Consider the following 24,538-nt stretch of genomic DNA (forward strand, 5'->3'; position numbering starts at 1 on the left):
CACAGTGCAAATATAAGCACTTTATGTTATTCAGCATAGTTTTATAGCACAAATCATACTTGTTTTAGCAATAATTTAGTAAAATACCTTATTTGGCAAGGTATATTAACAATCAATTCTTATCTTTCATATATTCATCCGCTTTCTCCTTCATCCGTTCAACACGTTTAGCTGTTTCAGGATGGCTTGAAAACATCTGGCGAAATTTGGATGATTTCGGTGCATCTTCACTCAAACTCATCAGTTTATTCAATGAATTATGCATGCTGTACGGATCAAGGCCATTGGCTACACTAAACTCAAAGCCGTAATCGTCTGCTTCATTTTCCTGTTTTTGAGAATATTGTGCACCGGCCAATGCCGTTGCCAAGTCGCCTAACTGGGAATCCGATAATTTAGCTACGACATCACTGGTTGCCCCTGCGGCATTTTTTGCAGCCGAAGTCAGATAAGCGTTCTTCATGGCATCTTTCGAATCGGAATGAAGTACATGACCGATTTCATGTCCGATAACAGCCATTACTTCATTGTCGTCCATCACTTTCATCAATCCGCCGCAAACACGGACACTACCGTCGCCACAGGCAAAAGCATTTACGTCAATAACATTGTATACCTTAAAATTCAGATCCAGTCCGTCAACTTTGATATCCTTTGTCAGACGTTCCAGACGCTGTCCCATCTCCGTATCGGGGCCGGCCACTTCATTATGGGTATCCATCCATTCGATATATTCACGACTCATGGTCACTATATCGGCATCACTAAGTGTGATAGCCTTAGCAACATCGGTAGCGGCGCTAACCACTTTCTTGGTGTTAATTGTTTTCCCTCCGATTTTAAACTGCGCAGAAGCAGTCAGGCTGACACCAGCCAGCAAGATTACTGATAATAACGTTGTTCTCATACTCAATTTGTTATTTACATACATTAGTTTGTTTGCATTTGCATAAATTCCATCAACTGGTTAAATGTGACATCTTTTAGTATAACTTTTTTCGTCTTATCCAACAGGTAAAGGGTTGGAATTGCTTTCAGATCATATATCTCATCATTTTTAAGGCTTACCGTATTATCATAGGAGTTTATCCAGGCTGCCGGTACATCAGGGATATGTTTCCGCCAGGCTTCCAGATCCTCATCGGGATAGACAGCCAGAATCTTTAGTTTCTTATCAGACATCATCCGGCCGATCAACGGATCACCCGACAACTGTTCCGTAATTTCTTTACAGGCATGACAATCCGGATTGTAGAAGAATAACAAAAGATAATCAGCCTTTACATTATATAATGTACCGGTTTTCCCATCAGCCAAGGTATAAGTAAAGTCGATTGCCGGCTCACCTACCCTGTTCTTTAATGCCAGTTCCAGTAAATGGGCAGGACGGATTTTATTTACTTCATCGAGGACCGGTGCGGCCAGGACGGATTCGAGTACAGGGATATACAAAGATTCATCACGCATCGGAGAGTTAGGATCGTAAAGATACTTTTCATACAGACCGGCCATATGAGCAAAGAAGCTGCTGTCAGCCGCAGCCTTGTGCATCATACCTTTGATGGAAGAGGTCGCAACTTCCGGAGTCACATATTTCATCAGGTCGATATAGTTGGTAAGTGCCTGTTCCGTAATATCCGGCAGATGGATATACGCCGTATCGGTAAAATCAAATTTATCCCAATAATGCTGGACCAGATATTTGGCTCGTTCGCCCGGATCGGTAATCATACTGGGAACGGCAACCATTTCAAAGGTTCTCGGCGTTGTATCCTCTTTCTCTGTTTTTGCTGTCTGCTGGCCGTGACATGAGTTAAAAATCAACGCAAATGCCAGCAAGCAAAGTATTCTGACTATCATATCTTTATGTTTTATAGTGCAAATATAATAGTTACTACAGTTTCAGATATCACTTTAGCCAATTATTTTATAGAGAATCCCTCCTGACTCTACTTTATAAATCAAAAAGTCAGAAGGGAGGGAGGGGTTAACATTCAATTTTAACGTATAATCACCTTTTCGGTTTTTTGCCGGTTGCGGGTGGTTACAGTAACCAGAGTAACTTGTTCAGGAATAAACACATCGAGAGAAACAGTACTTTGACGAATAGCTTGCTTATTATATATCAGTCTACCGTTTAAAGCATGTATTTTTACAGATTTAATCGGATCATCAACAGAACTGCTTACTACGACCCGGCCGTTGCTGACAGCAATACGTATATCCGAATCCGGAATGTCATTCTCCTCTATTTCACCTATCCGCAGGAATAACCGTCCTTCTACAAAACCTGTCTGATTATCAAATGTATATTCAGGATTCTCCCTCATATTCTGCAATGTTCCCGTAAAAGTATCCTGCAGATAAATATTCTGAGCCGTATCAAAAGTTTCCATTCCGGATAAGCGAAGGGTCAACTCACCTTTGACATCGGTACGGATACCCAGTTCAATGGGTTTCGATAAATCGCCCAATGTACGGATAGAAGCCGCCTTTCCATCCAGTAACGTATATAAAACAGCCGGTTCTGTATTCTCTTCCGAAAAGAGAGTCCACATATCTTTGCGTGCATTATACCGGTTTTCTTCAAGCGGAACATATTTCAGACGAATATGACTCTGGGCTACCTGATTCCTCAACACGTCCATCTTCAGCGTTGCCTCTTCCATTCTGCGGGAGGAACGCAGGGTGATGTCAGACGTTGTTGTCGACATCGTGAAATTGAATTGAAGCTCAGATATCTGTCCTGTCTTTTCTACAATAAAGGATTGCATAGGTGCAATAAGATACGGATCATTTGAAAAAACCCCTGGGTTATAAGCTTCAAACGTTTCATTATCCGTCCATATATAATAACCGCCAGTTATAGCCTGATTGGCTGCTTTAAATTGATTGAAATTCAGATGTGACATAAAAGGATTGCCTAACAAAGCTGTCGTATAGCCTGTTTGATCGTTTTTCACAGTCACATTAAAGTTCTTATTTTCATTATCTAATGGTCGGTTACCTTCCATCTCTTCTATACACTGCTCATAAGTAAACCGCCCTATACCGGTACGATCCATTGTCTTTGTTTCGCCCAGATAAACACCATGATAATTCCACATTGAATAGGTAACGCTATCTTTGGGGAAACGGAAAGACTGCAGTTCCGCTTCGATGTCTTCTCCATCATAGACTCCGATAGCGTATCCGAGCCCCGGAGACAAATCTTCGGTCAGCGTATTGAAAGGATTCGAGAAGTCGCCTGTCACCTTTGCCGGTGTATCTTGTGTCTGTGGATTGGTGGTATTATATTTCATCATATAAACTGTTGGATTCTGACGCTTTATATTTCCTTCGACAAAATAATCACCGGAATACATTGCACGTAAAGGAGCCGAGACAGTATACCAACGACCTGGTTTCACATCAAGATCCACTTCTGCAAATCTGTAGTTCAAATAATTCGTACGAGCCACTCCGCCCCCCATCTTGAAGGTTATCGTATCGCAAGCTGGGCGGAGAGAAAAGAATCCGTCATTCTGCTTTTCTTTCTGTTGATTCAGATATAACTGACTATTGGTATAATCATTTACCACATTCAACGAGTCTACTGTCGGCTTTATCAACAGAGGATAATGACCTAACAGATTGGTTTGATCCACTTTGATTGATTCATTGGGGATGATCACATTAGTACAGTATCCGGGTACACCGTTGTCCCAGTTTCTGAAATCATTCCAGTTGTTTGCTTCACCATTACCGGTCCAAGTGGTTACTTTAGGGAATAGAACAAACTCATGCATAGAAGCCTCAGTACATCCCACGGAATTATTGGCAGTCAACGAAACCGTATAAAATCCCGGAGCATAATCGTCCAATTTTATTTTCAAAGCTTTTGCTGTAGTATCGGAAACGACCGTCCCACCGACCATCCAGGTATAACTTGCATAAGGATTATTATCACTCACTTGCGTATCCTGGTTGGTTATAGTGATATACCCGTCTCTATCTACATCGGAATAGCAGAAAGCTGTTCGGTTACCGGCCAGCGAAGGGGTAGGAATCTTATCTATAGAGGCTGCAAAAAGTAATTCACGAGGCTCTGACACAGCCATACAGGCATAATTCGGAATACCGGCAAAACCTCCCGACTGAGCTACTACTAAACGATAATATCCATTGTTGGCTGCTGTAAAAGGGTAGATTTCGAATTTTGATTTATCAGTCGTGATCACTCCTGAAGTCACCTCTCCGATAACACTGGCAAGGGGTTGCCACGGACCATCTTTTCCGGTAGGACTAAACTCCCATCGATAGTCCAAATAGTTTCCTAAGGTACCGTCATCCGTATAAGTTCCTTTCAGGATAAGCACTCCCTCATCTTCTGCACAAACATAACCGTTTACAGACGGCACGAGGGTCACGGGAGGGATAACCAGATAAATTTCAATATCATCCATCAACACATCATTTCCCCCTCCGGTACCAAAGTTGTTATTGACAACTTCCAGAGTTATACTGGTTACATTCTCCGGAACAAGGAACCTGAATCCGAATTGTCTCCAATTATTACCTTCCCCATCAAGCATATTTCCGGAAAGATATTCTGCTAATATATCTCCTGTTTCTGTGTTTGTCAATATAAATTTAAGATTCACTTTCTCCAGTCCGTTCCATTTTACAAAGCTGGTAAACCATCCTGTAATAACTAATTCGATATTACGGCATGCGCCCAGGTTCGTTAATTGATGAGTATAGAAACGTCCGGGAGTCTCTGTAGCGTTTACAGCGACCAAATAACCATGAGTTTCATTAGGCTGGTCTTCATAAATATGGTCTGTCATAGCCATCCAGCCATTAGAACTCCCTGCGGGACTTTTCTTCGTAATCATATAACCGCCTTCCGGCAAATTGCCATCACTGGATTTATACTGTTCGTAATCAATCGTAATATAATCGATTGGCTCTTGTTTTACATTCGGATCTCCGGAAGCTGTTCCCCCAAAGTTCTCCCTGTGTATACGACGGGCATTTGCCGGAGAAATAGCAGCATCTACGCTACCACACAAATAACCAGGCAGTAAATAGTATGCGACTCTCTCATCCAAAAGGGGAACTCCGTTCATATCACATATCTCTACCCAATAAGTTCTTGCTTTAAACTGTCCGTCTGTATTTCTTTCGTTCTGGACAGACAGGGTATGTGTCTTTCCGTCAGACAGTATTACAGGATCCTCTATGGCTTGCGTAGAAGAATATTTCTGATCATAATCATACTCATCCTGATCAGGCAGTAGATCTTCCGTACCTCCGTCTTTACTAGTGTACCATTTATACGTAACTCCAGTTATTTCTGGGGCCTCCATATGAATAAGCGAAGGCAAATAACCTGGTTCACCCAAACTCACCATTCCTGGAAGATATTCACCACTTCCCCTATAAACTGTAGCTTGATCTTTCGTCATGTTATCCGGACATACGAAATAGGTTTTCGATTTAGATGCATCTTCCGGTATAAATTTAACCGAATCAGAATAGACAGATACATTATCTCCTGTTACCACAAAACGATAATAAATAGTCTCATGAATGGCATTTGTTGTATAATCGGTCGTAAAATTTCCATTTCCGACAGTACCGGTAGCTCCCGTTCCACTACTATTGATCCACCCTCCGGTCTCAAGACGTTGCTGCCATTGATAGGTGAGCGAGCCTGTCAAACTGCCGCAGGCATACCCCCCTGTCAGGGTTTCTTTCTTACCGGATAACACAATCATCTCCGTCTTTGTTGGTGTAAATATCTGTGCCGGGCTCAATAATTTTATTTCAATATCATCCAATGCAACCCCCTTACCCCAGTCCCAGGCTCCTTCCGTAAATAGGGAAAGTGTAGCGGTAGTAGCACCTTGCGGTACAAAAAAGTCAAATCCATATTGTTTCCAGAGACTATTACTTCCTCCGCGAATATCTCCTGTCGTATATTCTTGGGTATCTCCGTTGTCGAAACCGACAAGAAATTTGAAATTCTGCTTGGTATTGGTGTTTTTCTCCAGATTGGCAATCCAGGCTTTAAACGATAGTTTCGAACCACCACAAAGATTGGAAAGCGTCGTTTTATAAAATGGCATACTTTCACCATCCGACGTACCCCTGGCGTGAACCAGCAGAAAGTAACCGTCTTTACAACTGGAATGATCTGTTACATCCGTATTCCAGTTTGTCGTACTTTCAGAATTATCCTCATTTGTCCAGTAATTCAGGTATACTTGATTCGTTATTATATAGTTACCGCTCCCGGGGTTGGGTCTTACGATTCCCTCCGACACCTGGGTATATTCATATCCGGGAATAACATATTGATTGTCGGCTTTATAAATAAAATCCTGTGTAGAACCACACCCTCCAAAGTCTTCTCTGATCAGGTAATTGCCATCCCGAAACAGTCGCACAGGTTCTGAGACCAGAGCTTCCGTAAAATCCGTATCACTACCATTCCCCTTGATTACCAAAACTCTATAATAGTAACCGTCTACCACCGCTGGTATAGTCCCGGTAAAAGTTCCGCTGTTACCTGTCGCCGTACCGTCCGATCCAGCAATATCTGTCCATCCATTACCATCGGCACTTCTTTGCCACCTGTAATTGATAGAAGGACTGATATATTTATAATCCACCATAAAATCCACATTGAAACCGACAGTACTTCCCGACACTGGAGATTTGATAGTTATAAATGATTCATATCCGGTGAGGGAGATATCATCTAATCCAAGCCACAAATTATCACCTACAGATGATATACGTATTTTAATATCATCGTCCTGATAACTAAGAGGAATGTAAAACAATAATTTTCTTTCTTCCCATTCGTCGCTTACCTTAAACTTTGCAGAGTCCATCACAATACCTCCAGCATCTTCAACTTCCAACTTAAACTGATAGGGAAGAGTATCGACCCTCCCCCACAAGGCAACCTGCCATGTACTGAGAGAAAAGGTTTGTCCCAACATGTCCGTTGTTACCGGAATACTGGCTTCATAAACAGTCTTCTCTGTATTTGTACGGTTCACAGCGTACATAAAATAACCTTTTGAATTGTCTCCAGGGATACTGTGATCCTCAAAGCCACCTTTACCGCCACCGTCTCCGTCTCCCCAATTCCACTCTACACCCGGAAAACCGGGGATAGACAACTTCCATCCGGCCAGTTTTGTGATTGCATAAGTGGCAGCTCCTCCCTGATCCAGTTTAATCGGTCTTTCCCCGTAAGCTTGTTCGGCTTTGTCCCTGTTGTAGGCTCTGTCATCGGGGAGTCCGTAAGTAAAATCCGTTGTTATTGTTGGATGCGGACCAGCAGCAAGCCACCAGTCGCCCGAAGCTCCTGCCTGGTTTGTCGAATCGGTAGAGGGCCAGTTTCCACCAAAGTCATCCTTCAACAGATATTCGACCGCTGTGTACTCTACAGTAACTATATCCGAATACAAAGTTTTACTACCTGCCGTGACCACAAGCCGGTAATAGACAAGACCTTCCATACTTTCCGCCGCAGGAGTGAATTCTGTTGTAAAAGATGTTCCATTAGCTCCTCCTGTCGCTCCCGTACCAGTGGCCTGAACCCAAGAACTACCGTCATATTTCTGCCATACATAGGAATAAGCTTCACTTCCTAAAGGATTGTTATATTTTGCCAGAAAAGGAGCAGCAACCTGTGTGTTGACTTTCGTATAGGTGTATAAAGAAGCAGGAGATGCCATCTGTATCGCCTTCATGTTCACCGTTATATCATCCACCCCAAATTTGTGCTTCTTATTTTCATATCCATATTTATCAACAAGACTGAAAGTAATCGCTCCATCCTGGGTAGCTGTAACAGAATGAGACCAATAAATCCATCCGCCATTCGAATTTGCATAGTTGGCCGAAGTTTTAGTCTGACCGCCAAGTCCGGTTCCCGTAGCTTGTATTTCAAAATTATATCCGCCATCCACATCGTCATAATAAACGCCAAACTTAACAATCTCTCCTTTCTTTACATAAGAGATTGTAGCAGCATAGATTTTTTTAGGATCGGTACCTGCTTCCTTCACGGCAAAAAGATAATATCCGGTTCCTGTGGTATGATCGGGATGTGGCCATTGTGGAGGTTCACCGTGACCAACAAGGTTTGAATTTTTAGTAATGATACATTTTCCGGCATCATCGGCCATAGGTACAGTGGCAGCATACGTGAAATCATAGTAACTCCATATTCCCGGATTAGGATCTATGTAGTTACCGCTAAATTCGGGTCTCTCAAAATCTTCATTGATAACGTTTACTTTTGTTGCCTGTTGTGCTTTCACCTGTCCACCGACCAATAATAGTCCCAGAAATACGATGAGTTGCATCTGCTTAATACAGATTGTCTTTTTTGAAATATTTGTCATAACCCTTATGCTTATTTAGAATATGATTGACTGATTTCTGATCAGAATATTCGAGTTACTTTTTACCTCCGGTACAGCAGACCGGGTAACAGTCTCTATAAACTCTGGTTTGGACTCCGGCAGAACAGGCGATCCGATAGAGATCATTTTTTCTATATTCAGTTTGTACCAGTTATTCCGTACCACACCGAAACGTCCGTATTTTCCGATACCTTGTGCCTCTGCAACGGAAAAATGTTCTATTGGTACCTCATAATACATTTCACCGTTTTTATAAAATGAAAGATTGGCAGATTCTGCCGGTTTTTCGTTTCTCCAATTAGAAAAGTTAAAATCAGGATGGTCCTCTTTAAATTGTCTGATCGCTTCGAGAATACCCTCCCGAAGATATATATGAATATGTTCTGTTGTAGAGGCCGAGGCGTAGATCTCCACATCCTCCGGACGGAGAATAAAAAAAGTGGTATTGTCTTTATTATAATTATTGTATTTATAATTTTCGATATCCGTATTTCCTCCTTTAAATACAAAGAACCCCTCGATCGGTTTTAACGGAAGCTCCGGATTCACCTCTGTACTCTTCTCACCAAACTGCTCTCTTTTAAGAACCGCTTTAAAGATAACCCTAGTCACGACATCTTTCTTTTGTTCATTTTGAACCATGGTATTTTCGGGTATGTACACAGGTTGAGTGTCTCCCTTTTTCCATGACCAGTAATTATAATATTTATAATCGGAGAGTTGAGGATACAGCTTTTTAGCCGTACTATTGGTACCCGGATTTAATTCTGTGCCATCCAATACATAGCTGAAATTTTGTTTTTTCGCATCTGTTCCTGAAAAGCCAGAGAAGTTAGGGTCTTCAGCGTAAAAATATTCCCGGTCGATATCTCCCTGTTCTTCGATTACGGTTCCTCCGGCTTTATATGTAAGATGTCTGAGCCAATAGCTTTTTTTATTGACTACATCGATTTCCCAGGTAAGGTCAGTTGCAACCATATAACGCACCCGATCGGAAACAAGTCCCAGGCCATCATATGTATGAAGATAAGGTTTGGCACTACACTGTTTCGTTTTCCGGTTAAATGTACCGGTGCAACCTTGCACCGGACATTTAATACAATCTTCCGGTATATCGTATCCTTCATCACCCCAGGGAGCTTCTGATTGGTTATTATAATCCAGCAACATCACAAATCGTCCGTAGGGAGCTACTGCAGTAGATTTGGTATTTGCGGTACCAGCATAATCACAAGTGACTTTTGCTGCCACACGTTCCAGATTGATGAAAGCCGGATTGTTCTCTGCTTTTTCTTTAGTAGCATAGAAGTTTCCGGGTATTAGTTCGACAAGTTTTTGGGAATTCATCATCAGGAAATAAGCCGGTTCTTCGTATGTTCCCTCTTCTCCGATCACGGTACGGGAACGGAACATACCGATAGTAGTATTGAATGCAACATCCAATGCGGTGACATGTTCTCCTTTTTCCGTTTTTGCCTTAATCGAATCATTGGGATTGATCACGATTAGCATATCATAATTGCTCCGTTCAAATGTGCGTGCTATTGTCTGAATGAAGATTCTGTTCCCATCAGTGGTCCAATTATAGAGATCACTTCCGGTAACTTTAAAATCATTGTTATCGGGCTGCACCTGTATATCCAGATCCAGACAATATTTAACAACATCACCTTCATAGAGAACCATTCTTACTCCATCTATCAGTATTTCTGAAACACTCCCCCTGTCTACTCCTTCATAGGCTTTCGTACCCATATAATCATTTGGCAAAGGTATTCTCATTGCCAGCGAAAACATATTCCCTGTACCGCTGGGAATACTTTCTTCTGGGATATTTCCAAGATCATCGATAGGGGTTTCTGTGCCCGTACAAGAGACAAGCCATAAGGCTAATCCCAACATCAAAAAAATACGATATACATACTGCTTCATTCTTCTTTCACTAAAATTAATCGCTTAACACGCCCGGTAGAATTTAAGTAAACCAGGTTTCCGCATTCACAACTTCAAACTTTATCTATATGCTGTCAAAGTTCTATTCCCTGCCCCCTTTCCACCCAGGGAAGAATAGTAAATTCAACAGATAACCAAGATTTATCTTTGTCATCCGGTTCGGGTCTGTCTTTCGGTATTTCACCCGTACCATAATTCTTTATACCGGTCAGTAACAGATTATACCAACTATTGCGGACAACTCCATAGCGACCATATGCCATAGACTCACTTTGAAGTTCGTCTCTGAAATGACGGATAGGCACATAGTAATAATTAGGTGCACCTGCCGCAAAGAAACTTACTGTTCCATTCGATTTAACAACATCTTTCGACGTATCGGGAACGTCTGTATATCCATTAAAGTCCTCAGAACCTTTCATACTATCCAAAATAGCAGGTAAAACAATAATACTGGCATTTGTAGCCTCCTCGGTAAGTACCTTCCATGTTTTACCAATACTGGTAATAATTGTCTCCGGATTACTATAAGCAGCATGAATCTGCTGTATATCCGTAAAAGTGAAAGCCATATTACGAAATAAGAAATATGGAGCACCCGGTAGTAAGGATGTGCCAAAATACGTTGTTTTAGGAGTTATAACCGCAGATATCAGAACACAGGTAGTTACATCCTCCCATTGCTCCGATGCGACCATTGTGTTTTCTGTGACATATGCTTCAGTAGGTTCATCAGATGTTGAAGGTTTAAAGGGAAGAGCTATAGTTCCGGATTTATAAATAAATTCATTTGTAAGCGAAGCTATAAGATTTGGATTACGACTATGGCTGAATCCATTCCAGTTAGGATCTGTGGCATACATATATATTCGATTCGTCGCAATAGCGACTTCAGGGATTGTTTGTGTAACAACACCGGATGAAATAGAGTTTTTGTCAAGCATAGGAGCCATATTTCTCATCCAGAATGTTTTCCTGTTAATAACATCGACATCCCATTTAATCTCACCGATATTCGCACCCAGTGTCGCCGAAGCGGCATTAAGATTATCAGCTACGCTCAAAGTCACTTTAGCCACCGCACGTTCAACGTCTAATTTTACAGGTGCAGCTTCAGCCTTGGCCTCGGTATCATAAATATCACTCTTATCCACCTCAACTAAGCCAGCAAAGTTGCTCATCAAAAAGTTGTCCCTTATCTGTTCTCCCATAGTAAGCTGGTCAACAGTGACTTCAGCCGCAGCAGTCATAATAGCTAATTTTTCACCTTTGCCCGTTAAGCCCTTCAGTACGGCAGGAGGATTAATAAATACCGCAAGTTTATAATTATCTTTTATAACTTCCTTCGCTTTTATTCTGTATGTAGTAGTATTCGTCCCCTGTAATATACTGTGGATGTCATTACCCGGCGAAGTCGGAGTACCTATATCCGTCAGCACAAACTGATACTTCACCTCACTAGTAACCGGATCATCACCATTATACAGGACAATCAGGATTGACTTCACTTTATTTTCATCCGCAGTTCCATAATGCAGAGAGTCCAGAGTTTTTGTCTCCGTACCGCGAACACTGCTATTGCTCAGTACAAGGGAGATATAACCAACCGGGCCGTCATTATCGTCTGTTTTACCCTGATCGTTTATTTCATTAGAGCAGGAAGTAAAGATTGCTCCAGCCATCAAAATAGTCAAAACTATTTTTTTGATATATATAATTTTTATAAGAATCCTCTTAATTACGCAAGCTATCATATAGTTTTTACTCTATCTAACCGTTCCAGGTTATAAATAATCATTTCTTGCAGACATGGGAGGATTTCTCCTGGTGTTCGTACTGATAGTTATAAAACTAAAATCAGGCATTTATGCCTCTACTAAAGCACCTCGATACTTTTTCGACTTTTCTAAATTTCTATTAGTGGATTAAAAACAATATTCATTAATGTGGTCTCCACTCCATGTCGCATCCATTAAACACTCATTTTTTACTCTCAATCAAATAACAATTCCTTACTTTGCTTTGTTGAGTATCAGACAAACTTAGATAAAAAGACAGATTAAAACGTACCTTATAAAAAAGTTTTTTATTTATCCTTGTTTGCTATAATAATTTAAGACTACTGTCTTAATGTAGACAAAGATAATATATAGATGTCTTTATAAAGATGTATTGAACTTAAAAAAGGTAGAAATTCAGCAATTTAATATCTATTTGCTTTTGTTAATTATAAACAAAATTGTCGACAGTTATCAGTAACATGACTGAAAACTATCGACAATCGATTTATTGGGAATATAATTTTGTCTAGTATCTATGCTAAACAAATTACATCAGGTTCTATTAAGTTTTTTATTTAATACGTCCCGTGCCATCCAGAAAGTTCAGGTAAGCCTTCTGGCCTGCCGATACGCTTATGGCTTCAGGATCACCTCCGTTCTTCCGGTATTCTATTTTATTGTTCAGGACAATAAACTCACTGCGCCACCAGTCGGTAGACGGCAACTTAACACACATACGTAATGTGCCACCGGCAACAAAAGCAGGTGAAACAAATTCACCTTCCCCGGAAGGTACTGTAAATTTACGGGCTTCATCAAACGTATCCCAACCGCCGGATGGATCACCGGTCACATAAACATCGGGAGTAAGGAATTCAAGCGTATAAACCAGATTCTTTCCATCTACAACAGTTGTCACTACCAAAATATACCAGCCGGCATTTTTAACACCGATATTCTGTCCGCCACTGCCGTCATCTACACCGGACACTCCGGCTAAAGAGGCCGATGCAGCCGGAACAAGACCTTCGGAATAAGCGACCTGATTGCCGTCCCACAAAGGTTGCGCATTGAACTTCATTACGTTATTACCACCAAAATACTGCATGGACCAGAATTTACCCGGAGTATCCGTTACCGGGATCATTTCAACCCATTTACCCCAACTGCTTCCGGAGGCAAAATCGCCGACCAGATACATCTGTTCCGGCAAAGTGACAGGAGGTTCCACATTATAACCCAACACTTTCGGTAGTTCGATGACATTGGACGTGATTTGTCCCGCTCCATTATTCGTAAGGGAAGCGTTCAGACGAACATAAACCGGCATGGGTGTCTCCGGCAATTCGGCACTATCGTTCGAAGCCTTCCACAAATCCAACAAAGCCATGGCAAAGTCAACGGCATCTATATTCAACTCAGGCAGTGGGTAAGCCGGGGATAAAGTGGCATAATTTGCTTTTGTACCGGCTGCCTCATCAGCCTCCTTAAAAGTTTCTTCCAGGGAGAGCTGTACTTTATAGGTGGTAGAAGCCACGTATCCGTAATTAGGTTGCGTACAGGTCAGTTCAATGGAAGAAAGATTCTTCAGATCATATACTTCATTTGCCTGTGCCGGTGTATTCAGGTTGAACTCGGTTGGTTCCTGAAAAACCGGATTATCGTCTCTGTCTTCTCCGCAACCGGTCCAGCATAATGAACCGGCTAAAAGGAGCACATATATATTCAGTTTCTTCATTTGTTTACAGATTTGGAAGTTATTATTTTAATGATTCATATCCCGGGTTTTGCACCAGGTTTGGATTGGCTGTTAAGTCACGGTCGCTAATCGGATAGATATTGAAGCGACTGTCGATATTTGCAACGCCTTCCAGTGTACCCCCTTTATATGCCCAGGCATAATCCTTAGTGAATTTTCCGAAACGTACGAGGTCGGAACGACGCTGTCCTTCCCAATATAATTCGCGGGCACGTTCATCGAGAATAAAATCAAGAGACAGGTCAGAGGCTGTAATATTGGCACTCTTATCACCGTTAGCACGTTCACGCAGTTGGTTTACATACTCAACGGCCTGTTCCTTATTGGTTCCGGCAGCATTGCGTACGGCACATTCCGCATAAATCAGGTAGATGTCTGCCAGACGGAACAACGGGAAGTCGGTGTTCGGATCGGGTGTCGGAGTTACTGCTGCGCCGTCCCAGCCCAGATTCGTAAATTTATGGCACAGGTAGCCGGTGTTCCAGTCCTGCATTTTCGATTCAGGAGTACGCGTTCCGGCACCATCATAGAAAGCATAACGTTTATCTTTCTTCACCAGGCTGCCATGACTGTCGGTTCCCGTGTCCGGACTTTCGTTGAAGAATCCGATCATCTGTTGTGTCGGCTTCAGGCAAGTCCACGAAGAAGACATTCCGAACCAGGTCTGGTCCATATCGCCGCCATAGGCAGCGGCTGTCAGCATAATTGTACTACCATAGCTTTTTGCATTGACATTATCGAAAGGAATCGCGTAGATAATTTCATTCTTATGCATACCCGTCAGATGGTTTTCACCACAGAAAAGGTTGGCATAATTATCTTCCAGACCGAACCCGGCGTCAATTACTTTCTGGGCATATACAGCAGCCTTGTCATACATCGGTTTGCCGGTATAAACTTCTGCATTCAGATACATTTTGGCAAGAAGCGTGTTAATAACCGGTCTGGTTACACGACCGTACGTTGCCATAGAAGGCGTTTCGTCCAAATTACCGTTTTCGGAAAGATCGATCAATTCGGCTACGATCTTGTCAAACAATGCCTCCGCCCCCATCTGTGACGGTTTCCACGACTTATCGTCTGTCGGGCTGTCATCCCAAACAACACCCGGATTGCGATAAAGGTCGATCAGGTAATAATAATTCATTGCCCGGAGTCCGCGCACCTGGTCACGATATTTCTGAATATCCGGAATGTCGCTATCTGCCGCATAAACGTCCAGGAATTCCTTGCAGTAACGAACATTCAGCATGGCACGCTGGTAGAATGAATAAGCATAAGGCAATGTATAATCCCAATTCAGCTGACATAACTCCACAATACCTTCGTCTGCCCAGTTCCAGATCGCTTCATCGGAAGGGAACAATTGCAAGGAGAGCAATCCGCGGAGAAAAACCAGCGAACCCTGGTCGCCCCCCTGCAAGTCCGGTTCGACATTCGTATCGGAAGAGTTTCCCGACAAGCCGAAACCGGAATAGATTTTAGCCAAGAAGGACTGGCAGTCGGCTTCATTATGGATAGAACTGCTGGATTTATCCAGTATCGGTTCCTGATCAAGGTCGCCCAGACAGGAAGTAGCCCATACACAACATAAAGAGGCAAGGCCCAATGATATATATTTTTTCAGTTTCATGATAGATGCATTTTAGAAATTGATGTTAACTCCGAATAATACTGTTATCGGACGCGGATATACATTGTTATCCATACCGTCGTTCACTTCAGGATCGAGACCGTCATACTTGGTTATGATGATCGGGTTCTGCACGGTTGCATAAAAGCGGGCATTCCAGCTACTTTTGATAAACTTGTCGACATTATATCCCAATGTAATATTGTCGATCTTCAGGAACGAAGCATTCTGGATATAGTAATCCGACAAACGCTGGCGTGACTGGAATCCGGTTTTCAAAGCTGATATAGGTTTATTGCTCAACGCATTGTTCCCAAACAATTCGTTGACGCCCAATGCAGCATTGGCGGCCGTCGAGTTGAAATTGTAATTGCCCAGGCTGACACGTCCGTTGAAGCCTAAATCCCACTGCTTATACGTGAATTTGGAGTTGAAGCCCATCAACACGTCTGCGGTCGGTTTCTTATAACGATAGAGGTCGTTATCGGTAATTACACCGTCACCGTTACGGTCCACATACTCACCTTCGATCGGGTTTCCGTCGGCATCATACACTTGCTGGAAAACATAGAATGTACCCGGAGCATAACCAACGCTATGGATCTTCAGACGCAAACCACCGTCACCACCAGTCGATTCAAAGCGTTTACCCGGTGAGTCGGAATTATCGTTATAAGTCAGTTCCGTAATTTTTGTCTTGTTGTAAGCGATATTGAATCCCAGGTCCCAACTAAAGTCACGACTTACTATCGGACGGGTATTGATAGAAAATTCAACCCCTTTGTTTTCGAGCGAACCGATATTCGAAACAACATATTCGGCAAAGTCAGTTCCGGCCGGCACATTCACTTCCGCATTGATAAGGTCTTTTGTCTTACGGATATAACCATCCAAAGAACCGGTAATACGGCCGTTCAGGAATCCGTAATCGATACCGACATTATAGGTCGTCGTTGTCTCCCATTTCAGATTCGGGTTGGCAGCAGTCGGTGCCAATACATTTATCCAGGTCACATTTCCGGCAGCATCATAAACAGGATACATGGCTCCCCCTTTTCCTTCCCGATAAAATGAAAGATACGGATAATCGCCCTGGTTAATATCCTGCTGCCCGGTAACACCCCAGCCTAAACGCAACTTCAATTCATCCAGGCTACTGAAATCTTTCATAAAGCCTTCTTCATTCATCTTCCATCCCAAAGCCAGCGAAGGGAAGAGTCCCCAGCGTTTATCTTTGGCAAAACGGGAAGAGGCATCATCACGCAAGGTGAAAGTCAACAGATATTTATCCATCAACGAGTAATTCATACGTCCGTAGAAAGAGGCCAGTACATATTTGGTATCTGTTTCCTTATATTCGTTGCTTACAGTCGTATTCTGTCCGAACGTTTCCGGCTTACGCGACAAATAATAAGTCACATTATCCGTCTGCGTCTGGTAACTCTGATAAGAATAACCTGCCATGACGTCGAAGCGGCTGGCTACCGACGGCAGTTCTTTGGAATACTGTGCATAGAAATCAAACAGTTTGTTTTTATGTGTACTATTATAGATACGGTTACTTCCGGTGGCGTCATCGTCCGGCTGATAAGAACCGGGAGCATTCGGGTCTATATATTTCTTTCCTTCCACAGATGTATAATCGATACCCATATTCATATTAAAGCGTAAATCCGGCAAGAAGTGCAGTTTGTAATCGAACTGCGCATTTCCGATAAACGACTTGGCTGTCGAACGGTCATCGACCATTTCCAGCATAGAAACAGGGTTGACTCCGGCCGAGGTCGCTCTGGTGCCGTCCGGTGTGTAATCGCCGGTCCAGGTAAAATAACCTCCGTATTTACTGCCGTTTGTTACCGGCTTGGTCGGGTCGAAGCTAACCGCGCTTCCCAAAGCACCCGTATCGGCAAAACGGTTTTTGATATAAACGCCTTTACCATTCAGGTTTACATTCAGGTGATCCTGAAAGAAAGAAGGAGTCAATGAAACACTTCCGGTATATCGCTGGAAATTAGATGTTTTCAGAATACCATTCTGATCAGTATAACCGAAAGAGACACGGTAAGGCATAAATTCTTTGACGGAACCGTAGGCACTGATATTATGGTCGGTCGAAATTGCCGTACGCAACACTTCATCCTGCCAGTCTGTGCTGACATTCGGGAAGAGATTCAACGCATTCAGCATACCCTCCGTCGTGTTCGGAGCATTTGTGATATAATCACGGTATTCATCCCCGCTCATTACATCCACTTTATTACGTTTCGTGCTGACAGACACATTACCGCTGTAATTGATCTTGACACTACCGCTCTTTCCTTTTTTCGTTGTAATGATGATAACACCATTCGAGGCACGGGAACCGTAGATTGCAGTAGCCGATGCATCTTTCAGGACTGTAAAAGACTCGATATCAGATGGATTTATCGTACTCAGCGGATTGCTCAACCCGTCCGGGGCACTGTTACCCATAATCACACCGTCGATAACCACCAACGGATCGTTTTTAGCAGACAGGGAAGAACCGCCACGGATACGGATCGAAGAAGAGGAACCCGGTTGTCCGGTAGAAGAGGCAACAGATACACCGGCCACCTTACCCATCAACATATCCTGGGGACTGACCTGCAAACCACGGTTCTTTTCATCCGGTTTAATGGCAATAACGGAACCGGTAGCATCATTCTTCTTAACCGTACCATATCCGATCACGACAACATTCTCCAACATTTGGGAATCTTCTGCCAGAATAATATTCATATCAGAAGCAACAGGCAATTCCTGCATCTTATATCCGATAAATGAAACAGAGATAATATCGCCTTTAGAGGCAGACAACAGAAACTTACCGTCTATATCGGTAACGGTCCCGTTCGTCGTTCCCTTTATAATAACATTCGCCCCGATAACCGGTTCTCCTGTAGGATCTTTCACAACTCCGGTCACTGTCATTTGCTGGGCAAAAACAGAAACGGACATACACAAGCCTGCGATCAGCATCAACAGTGCTTTAAACCTTAAACGTTTCATGTGCTTAAATTTAAGTTCTTTACAAGTTTACTTAATAACCTTAACAATCCTTTTACCTTATAGATTTTTTAACCCTTTTAATTCTTTCGGGTCGCTCACTTCCTGAATGCTGATAGCAAAGCCACCGCCACTGGCTGCCTTCAAATTCAATTTGCTTTTGCTTGTCAACACACCTTTCTTTATAGTATATGCCTGCGGATTATTTTTCCAGTCGGCATCTTTTGCATCGGCATAAACTACGGCCACATATTTCTTTCCCGGATCAAGGAAGTCGAAAGACAGGCGGGATTCATGTCCGTTCTCATCGGCCGTACAGCCAACGAACCAGTTACCTGTTCCTTTTGCTTTGCGGGCAATCGTGATATAGTCGCCAGGCTCTGCTTCCAGATAGAGAGATTTGTCCCAATCAAGGGCAACGTCTTTAATAAACTGGAAGGCATCGGCATACTGTTCGTAATGTTCGGGAACATCGGCTGCCATCTGGAGCGGACTGTACATCGTTACATAAAGTGCCAACTGGCGTGCCAGTGTCGAACGAACCTGAGAGGTGTTCGACGGATTCATCGCGCTGCAATGTGTTTCGAAGATACCCGGCGTATAATCCATCGGGCCACCGATCAGACGGGTGAAAGGGAGAATCGTTGTATGGTCGACATTGTTACCGCCGAACGATTCATATTCTGTTCCGCGAGCCGATTCATTACCGATCAGGTTCGGATAGGTACGGCACAGGCCGGTCGGGCGTGTTGCTTCGTGAGCGTTTACCATGATCTTGTAGTCGGCTGCTTTCTTCACGGCATACAGATAATGGTTACACATCCACTGTCCGTAATGATGTTCTCCGCGGGGAATGATATCACCTACGTAACCACTCTTCACACTGGTATAGCCATTGTCTACCATAAACTGATAGGCTTGATCCATATGACGTTCATAATTGCGGACAGAAGCGGATGTTTCGTGGTGCATCATCATCTTTATTCCTTTGCTGGCTGCATAACGATGGATTTCTTGTACATCGAAGTCCGGATAGGGAGTAACAAAGTCGAATACATAATCTTTGCTCTTGCCGAACCAGTCTTCCCAACCTTCGTTCCAACCTTCCACCAGGACGGCATCGAAACCATTGGCTGCCGCAAAGTCTATATAACGTTTTACGTTCGTTGTATTGGCGGAGTGACGGCCATTGGGTTTTGTTTTTGTATAATCGGTTTCGCCTAATTTGACACTGCTCAATTCGTCGGTATAAGCCCATGTTCCTTTGTTGGTAATCATATCCCACCATACACCGATATATTTAGTCGGCTTGATCCAGGATACATCGTCCAGCTTACACGGTTCGTTCAGGTTCAATGTGATGCGGGATGCCAGGATATTACGGGCATCATCGCTTACGATAACCGTTCTCCACGGTGACTGGCAAGGTGTCTGCATATATCCTTTATCGCCTTTTGCATCCGGTGTCAACCATGATTCGAACGTCATCGTTTTGTCATCCAGATTCAGATGCATACAGGAATAATCAACTAAAGCGGCCTCATGCAGGTTGATATATAATCCGTTATCCGATTTCATCATTAACGGAGTCTGTACACCGGTCTGCGAGAAAGGTGTTTGTGATGAGTTGGGAGTAACAGCTTCTTTCATCAAACCGCGGATCTCGCTCAGGCGAGAGGTCATGGTACTATATTCCTGTGTATCGTAATCGCCCGGCAACCAGAATGTCTTATGGTCGCCTGCCATAGCGAACTGCGACTTTTCTTCCTTGATCACGAAGTAATTCAACTCTTTTTGCTGAGGGAATTCATAACGGAAACCCAATCCGTCGTTGAACAGGCGGAAGCGAACCACGATAGATCGGTCGTTGGAAGGTTGTTCCAGCGTTACAGCCAGTTCGTTGTAATTATTACGGATTTCTTTTTCCTCGCCCCAAACCGGTTGCCAGGTTTCATTGAAACTGGAAGTACGAGTGTCTTTAATCCGAAAACCGTCATACAGATTCGTTTTCTTATCCAGTGCATCCACGTCCTTGCGTTGCTTGAACTCAAAGTCGACGGCGGCATCCGCATCTTCTTTCTTCAATTCCAATCCCAGATGGCTGGGTTTGATCACTTCTTTCTGTTTATAACTCAGGTCATAAACCGGTGCACCCTTTTCATCCAACCGGAAGTTCATTTCCAGGTTTCCGTCAGGCGACAACAATTGCTGTGCATAACTGATCGTGCTGCATCCGAGCAGGGCGATCCATATTAATACTTTACTTCTCATGGTGTTATTATATGATTTAATTAACTTTTCCGAATTCAAGGATCAATACGCCTTTACCTTTCAGCGGTAAAGAGGTCTGCAAATCGATCTGCCGATCATTCAACAGGTCGTAAGCCCGACGGGCGGGAAGCACTTCCTGATAAGGAGCCAGATCGACCGTGCGGTCGGCATCAGAACCGTTCAGGAAAACGACAACGGAATGATTTCCATACTTACGTTCGTAAACGTATACTTCGTTCTGCGTAATAAAATGTTTGAACGAGCCTTTGGCTATCGCATCATTGCCTTTTCGCCAGTTGAGCAACTTACTTATATATGTATAGGCTTCGTTCTGCTGAGGGGTACGACCGGCCGGAGTAAATGCGTTTTGCTTGTCACCAGCCCATCCGCCAGGGAAGTCACGACGCAGAACACCATCGCCTTCGGCTTTATCGGCAGCCATCAGTATTTCGGTGCCATAATAAATCTGCGGGATACCACGAACGGTCAGCAGGAAAGCCAAAGCCTGTTTGTAACGGTTCAGGTCGCCTGTAGGCGGTACTTTATAAAAACGGGAGGTATCGTGGTTATCGAGGAATACCAACAGATTCATCGGGTCGGCATACACGATATCCTGTGTCAGGTAATCATAGATACGTGCCAGTCCCCTATCCCAGCTGTTCGTCTCTTCATCGAATGCCGACGACATGATATTCATCAATGGGAAATCCATGACCGAAGGCAGGTAAGAGTTCCGGGGATAAGCCACTTTGCTGTCCTTCTGCCAGAAAGAGACACCTACATTATTTCCGATCCACGTCTCTCCTACGATATTGAAATCGGGGTATTCAGCATTAACAGCCCTACACCAGCGTGCCATCATATCGAAATCGGCATACGGATGCGTATCTTGTCGGATACCGTTGATCCCGGCATATTCAATCCACCAGATACTGTTCTGGATCAGGTAAGAAGCCACGTGCCGGTTACGTTGGTTCAGGTCGGGCATCGACTGGGTGAACCAGCCGTCTATATTTTTCACTTTGTCATAATCAGAACGGTAAGTGTCGGCCTGCGGCATCGTCTGGTAACCGGTCTGTACGAAATTATCCTGGAAGTTGAACCAGTTGTCGGACGGCTTATCGGTAAAGAAGAAATGTTCGCTTCCGCAATGGTTAAAGATCATATCCATTACGATCTTCAATCCTTTATCGTGGGCAGCACTAACCAGTTGGCGAAACTCTTCATTATCACCGAAGCGAGGATCGACTTCATAATAATCTGTAATGGCATACCCGTGATAGGAACCTTCGGTCATATCGTTCTTCAGGATAGGATTCAGCCAGATGGCGGTAACGCCCAGGTCGGAGAAATAATCCAGATGATCGGCTATCCCTTTCAGGTCACCTCCATGGCGGGCATACATATCCGTACGATCCACTTTCGACTCGCGCATTCCGGGAACGACATCATTCTTCGGATCACCGTTGGCGAAACGGTCGGGCATGATCAGGTATAAAACGTCTGAAGCATGGAAACCTTTCCGGACAGACGAATCCTTCTCGCGTTCTTTTATCTGATAAGGAATGATCGTTTGTTCCCCGTTCTTTGTCAGTTGAATGTTAAATTCTTGGGGAGCTGTTTCCGACAGATCCAGATAAAGCAGTAAGTAATTCGGATTTTGTAGCTTCACGATCTCTTTCACGCGAATATCGGAAGCAGTTATCGATACGCTATCGGTCGCGATATCCGTACCGTATAATAGGATTTGCAGTTCGGGATTCTTCATACCCGACCACCAGAAAGCAGGTTCCACTTTCTGTATTTTTACGCCTGACAAAACAGGCAGGCAAAAGCCCAGACATAATACAAAGGTTACAATTATCTTTTTCATGGAATGATTTGTTGGTGAACGATGCAAATGTAGCGGGATGGATTACCGGGAAAACGTATTAGAAAAAAAATCAAAACCTTAAAAACTCCTTTTTACCTGTAATACAACACAATAACACATTTCAATCAGGCAAAAAATCAAAACGCATTAGAAGGTATTTCAAATGTATTTCACTACCTTTGCGCTAGATGAATCAAATCAACAACATGAAAAACACGATATATTCTCTTTTTCTACTCCTTTTGTCGATATTGCCGGCATATGCATCCGGCGATAAGCCGACGATCAAATCCCTGCTCAAAGAGCTGGATCGTACTATCGCAATGAAAGCCGACTTTCACAAACAGCGGGAACACGAGATAGACAGTATCCGGAAACTGGCACATGCCACTCCTTCGCCGGAGGAAAAATACCACCTGTACAGCTCCCTGTACGGAATCTACCTACATTACCAGGCCGACTCGGCACTGCATTATCTGGAAAAAAGGAAAGCGCTCCTTCCGTCTCTCCAAAATCCACAGTACGAGAACGATTTATGGATCGCAAGAGCCGAAGTTCTGGGAATCATGGGACTTTACAATGAGGTGGCCGCCCAACTGGAACAGGTACGCCGGGATCAACTGGACAACCAGACCCTGCTTTACTATTATTATACCTGTCGTACTTACTACGGTTGGATAGCAGACTACACCCGTACCGACGAGCGACATAAGTATATCGAAAAAACGAATGCCTACCGCGACTCCATCTTATCCCTCACAACCAACCAGCTTGACCACAGTGTGGTACTGGCCGACAAAATGATCGTAGAGGGACAAGCGGATAAAGCAATCGAACTGATCGATAAAGAATTGGCAGGGTTGGACAATCAGGAGTCACTAGTCTATCTGTTATATAACCTTTCGCAGGCCTATGCCCAGAAAGGCGACACCGAAAAACAAATCTATTACCTGGCACAAACCGCCATAGCCGACCTGAAAACAGCTAAACGTGAATATATCTCCCTGCAAAAACTAGCCTTGCTGATGTTCGATAAAGGAGATATCGAACGAGCCTACAAATACCTGAGTTGCTCGATGGAAGATGCCGTTGCCTGTAATGCCCGTCTCCGTTCGGTAGAAGTAACCGAGTTTTTCCCGATCGTGGATAAAGTGTATAAACTGAAAATAGAGAAAGAGAAACAGATATCGCGCACGTTACTGATCAGTGTGAGCTTTTTATCCTTCTTATTATTGGTAACAATCATCTACCTGTACCGGCAGATGAAGAAACTTTCCCTCATGCGAAAAGCAGTCAGTGCCTCCAATGAGCAATTACAGGAGATCAATAAAGAGTTGAGCCAGGCCAGCAAAATAAAGGAAGAGTACATTGCCCTTTACCTGAACCAATGTGTCATCTATCTGGATAAACTGGATACGTACCGCCGTTCTTTAGCGAAACTGGCTATGGCCTCCAAACTGGATGACTTATTCAAAACAATCAAGTCCGAACAATTCATACGCGATGAACGGAAGAATTTCTACAATGAGTTCGATAAATCGTTCCTGAAGCTATTCCCCCATTTCATCAAATCGTTTAACGACCTGATGAGTGAGGAAGGAAAGCTATGCCCAAAATCAGGAGAGATATTATCTACGGAACTCCGTATCTTCGCCCTGATCCGCCTGGGAATCAACGACAGCAGCAATATCGCCCATTTTCTGGGTTATTCGCTGGCTACCGTTTATTCGTATCGCAGCAAAGTGAGAAGCAAAGCGCTCGACAAAGAGAAGTTTGAAGAGCTGGTTGCTTTGCTTTAAGTCTGAAGTG

11 protein-coding genes are annotated in these 24,538 nt (G+C 43.4%); 1 reads left to right on the forward strand and 10 read right to left on the reverse strand.

Going from position 1 to position 24,538, the window contains the following annotated elements; all coding sequences use genetic code 11:
- Window positions 1–112 precede the first annotated feature (112 nt).
- The 10 genes from C825_RS21715 to C825_RS21760 form a co-directional block, all read right to left on the reverse strand.
- Window positions 113–907: a M48 family metallopeptidase gene (locus C825_RS21715; RefSeq protein ID WP_007657687.1), complete on the reverse strand. Its 795-nt coding sequence runs from the start codon at window positions 905–907 to the stop codon at window positions 113–115.
- Between the two features lie 23 nt (window positions 908–930).
- Complete coding sequence (locus tag C825_RS21720; protein WP_010800153.1) at window positions 931–1,860, reverse strand: DUF5106 domain-containing protein; 930 nt, start codon at window positions 1,858–1,860, stop codon at window positions 931–933.
- A gap of 140 nt (window positions 1,861–2,000) precedes the next feature.
- Window positions 2,001–8,411: a DUF8694 domain-containing protein gene (locus C825_RS21725; RefSeq protein ID WP_010800154.1), complete on the reverse strand. Its 6,411-nt coding sequence runs from the start codon at window positions 8,409–8,411 to the stop codon at window positions 2,001–2,003.
- A 15-nt stretch (window positions 8,412–8,426) separates the two neighbouring features.
- Complete coding sequence (locus C825_RS21730) at window positions 8,427–10,364, reverse strand: fimbria major subunit (RefSeq protein WP_010800155.1); 1,938 nt, start codon at window positions 10,362–10,364, stop codon at window positions 8,427–8,429.
- Window positions 10,365–10,459: 95 nt separating this feature from the next.
- A complete protein-coding gene (locus C825_RS21735; protein WP_010800156.1) occupies window positions 10,460–12,139 on the reverse strand; it encodes an Mfa1 family fimbria major subunit in 1,680 nt (559 codons plus the stop codon).
- A gap of 598 nt (window positions 12,140–12,737) precedes the next feature.
- Window positions 12,738–13,904: a SusF/SusE family carbohydrate-binding protein gene (locus tag C825_RS21740; protein WP_010800157.1), complete on the reverse strand. Its 1,167-nt coding sequence runs from the start codon at window positions 13,902–13,904 to the stop codon at window positions 12,738–12,740.
- Between the two features lie 22 nt (window positions 13,905–13,926).
- Window positions 13,927–15,558 carry a RagB/SusD family nutrient uptake outer membrane protein gene (locus C825_RS21745; RefSeq protein ID WP_010800158.1) on the reverse strand — a complete coding sequence of 544 codons (1,632 nt, stop codon included), beginning with the start codon at window positions 15,556–15,558 and terminating at the stop codon, window positions 13,927–13,929.
- A gap of 12 nt (window positions 15,559–15,570) precedes the next feature.
- Window positions 15,571–18,588: a SusC/RagA family TonB-linked outer membrane protein gene (locus C825_RS21750; protein WP_010800159.1), complete on the reverse strand. Its 3,018-nt coding sequence runs from the start codon at window positions 18,586–18,588 to the stop codon at window positions 15,571–15,573.
- Between the two features lie 57 nt (window positions 18,589–18,645).
- Window positions 18,646–20,856: a glycoside hydrolase family 97 protein gene (locus tag C825_RS21755; RefSeq protein WP_007657675.1), complete on the reverse strand. Its 2,211-nt coding sequence runs from the start codon at window positions 20,854–20,856 to the stop codon at window positions 18,646–18,648.
- Window positions 20,857–20,872: 16 nt separating this feature from the next.
- A complete protein-coding gene (locus C825_RS21760) occupies window positions 20,873–22,729 on the reverse strand; it encodes a glycoside hydrolase family 13 protein (RefSeq protein WP_010800160.1) in 1,857 nt (618 codons plus the stop codon).
- Between the two features lie 206 nt (window positions 22,730–22,935).
- Between C825_RS21760 and susR the strand changes: the two genes are divergently transcribed.
- Window positions 22,936–24,528: a SusR family glycan utilization regulator gene (gene susR, locus C825_RS21765; RefSeq protein WP_044215168.1), complete on the forward strand. Its 1,593-nt coding sequence runs from the start codon at window positions 22,936–22,938 to the stop codon at window positions 24,526–24,528.
- Window positions 24,529–24,538: the final 10 nt, after the last annotated feature.

The organism is Parabacteroides sp. ASF519 (assembly GCF_000364265.2).
Lineage (GTDB): Bacteria > Bacteroidota > Bacteroidia > Bacteroidales > Tannerellaceae > Parabacteroides > Parabacteroides goldsteinii.

Bases quoted from the DNA above. Each gene is read 5' to 3' on its own strand.
- C825_RS21715 (WP_007657687.1), bottom strand. From the start codon at position 907: ATGAGAACAACGTTATTATCAGTAATCTTGCTGGCTGGTGTCAGCCTG.
- C825_RS21720 (WP_010800153.1), bottom strand. From the start codon at position 1,860: ATGATAGTCAGAATACTTTGCTTGCTGGCATTTGCGTTGATTTTTAAC.
- C825_RS21725 (WP_010800154.1), bottom strand. From the start codon at position 8,411: ATGACAAATATTTCAAAAAAGACAATCTGTATTAAGCAGATGCAACTC.
- C825_RS21730 (WP_010800155.1), bottom strand. From the start codon at position 10,364: ATGAAGCAGTATGTATATCGTATTTTTTTGATGTTGGGATTAGCCTTA.
- C825_RS21735 (WP_010800156.1), bottom strand. From the start codon at position 12,139: ATGATAGCTTGCGTAATTAAGAGGATTCTTATAAAAATTATATATATC.
- C825_RS21740 (WP_010800157.1), bottom strand. From the start codon at position 13,904: ATGAAGAAACTGAATATATATGTGCTCCTTTTAGCCGGTTCATTATGC.
- C825_RS21745 (WP_010800158.1), bottom strand. From the start codon at position 15,558: ATGAAACTGAAAAAATATATATCATTGGGCCTTGCCTCTTTATGTTGT.
- C825_RS21750 (WP_010800159.1), bottom strand. From the start codon at position 18,588: ATGAAACGTTTAAGGTTTAAAGCACTGTTGATGCTGATCGCAGGCTTG.
- C825_RS21755 (WP_007657675.1), bottom strand. From the start codon at position 20,856: ATGAGAAGTAAAGTATTAATATGGATCGCCCTGCTCGGATGCAGCACG.
- C825_RS21760 (WP_010800160.1), bottom strand. From the start codon at position 22,729: ATGAAAAAGATAATTGTAACCTTTGTATTATGTCTGGGCTTTTGCCTG.
- susR (WP_044215168.1), top strand. From the start codon at position 22,936: ATGAAAAACACGATATATTCTCTTTTTCTACTCCTTTTGTCGATATTG.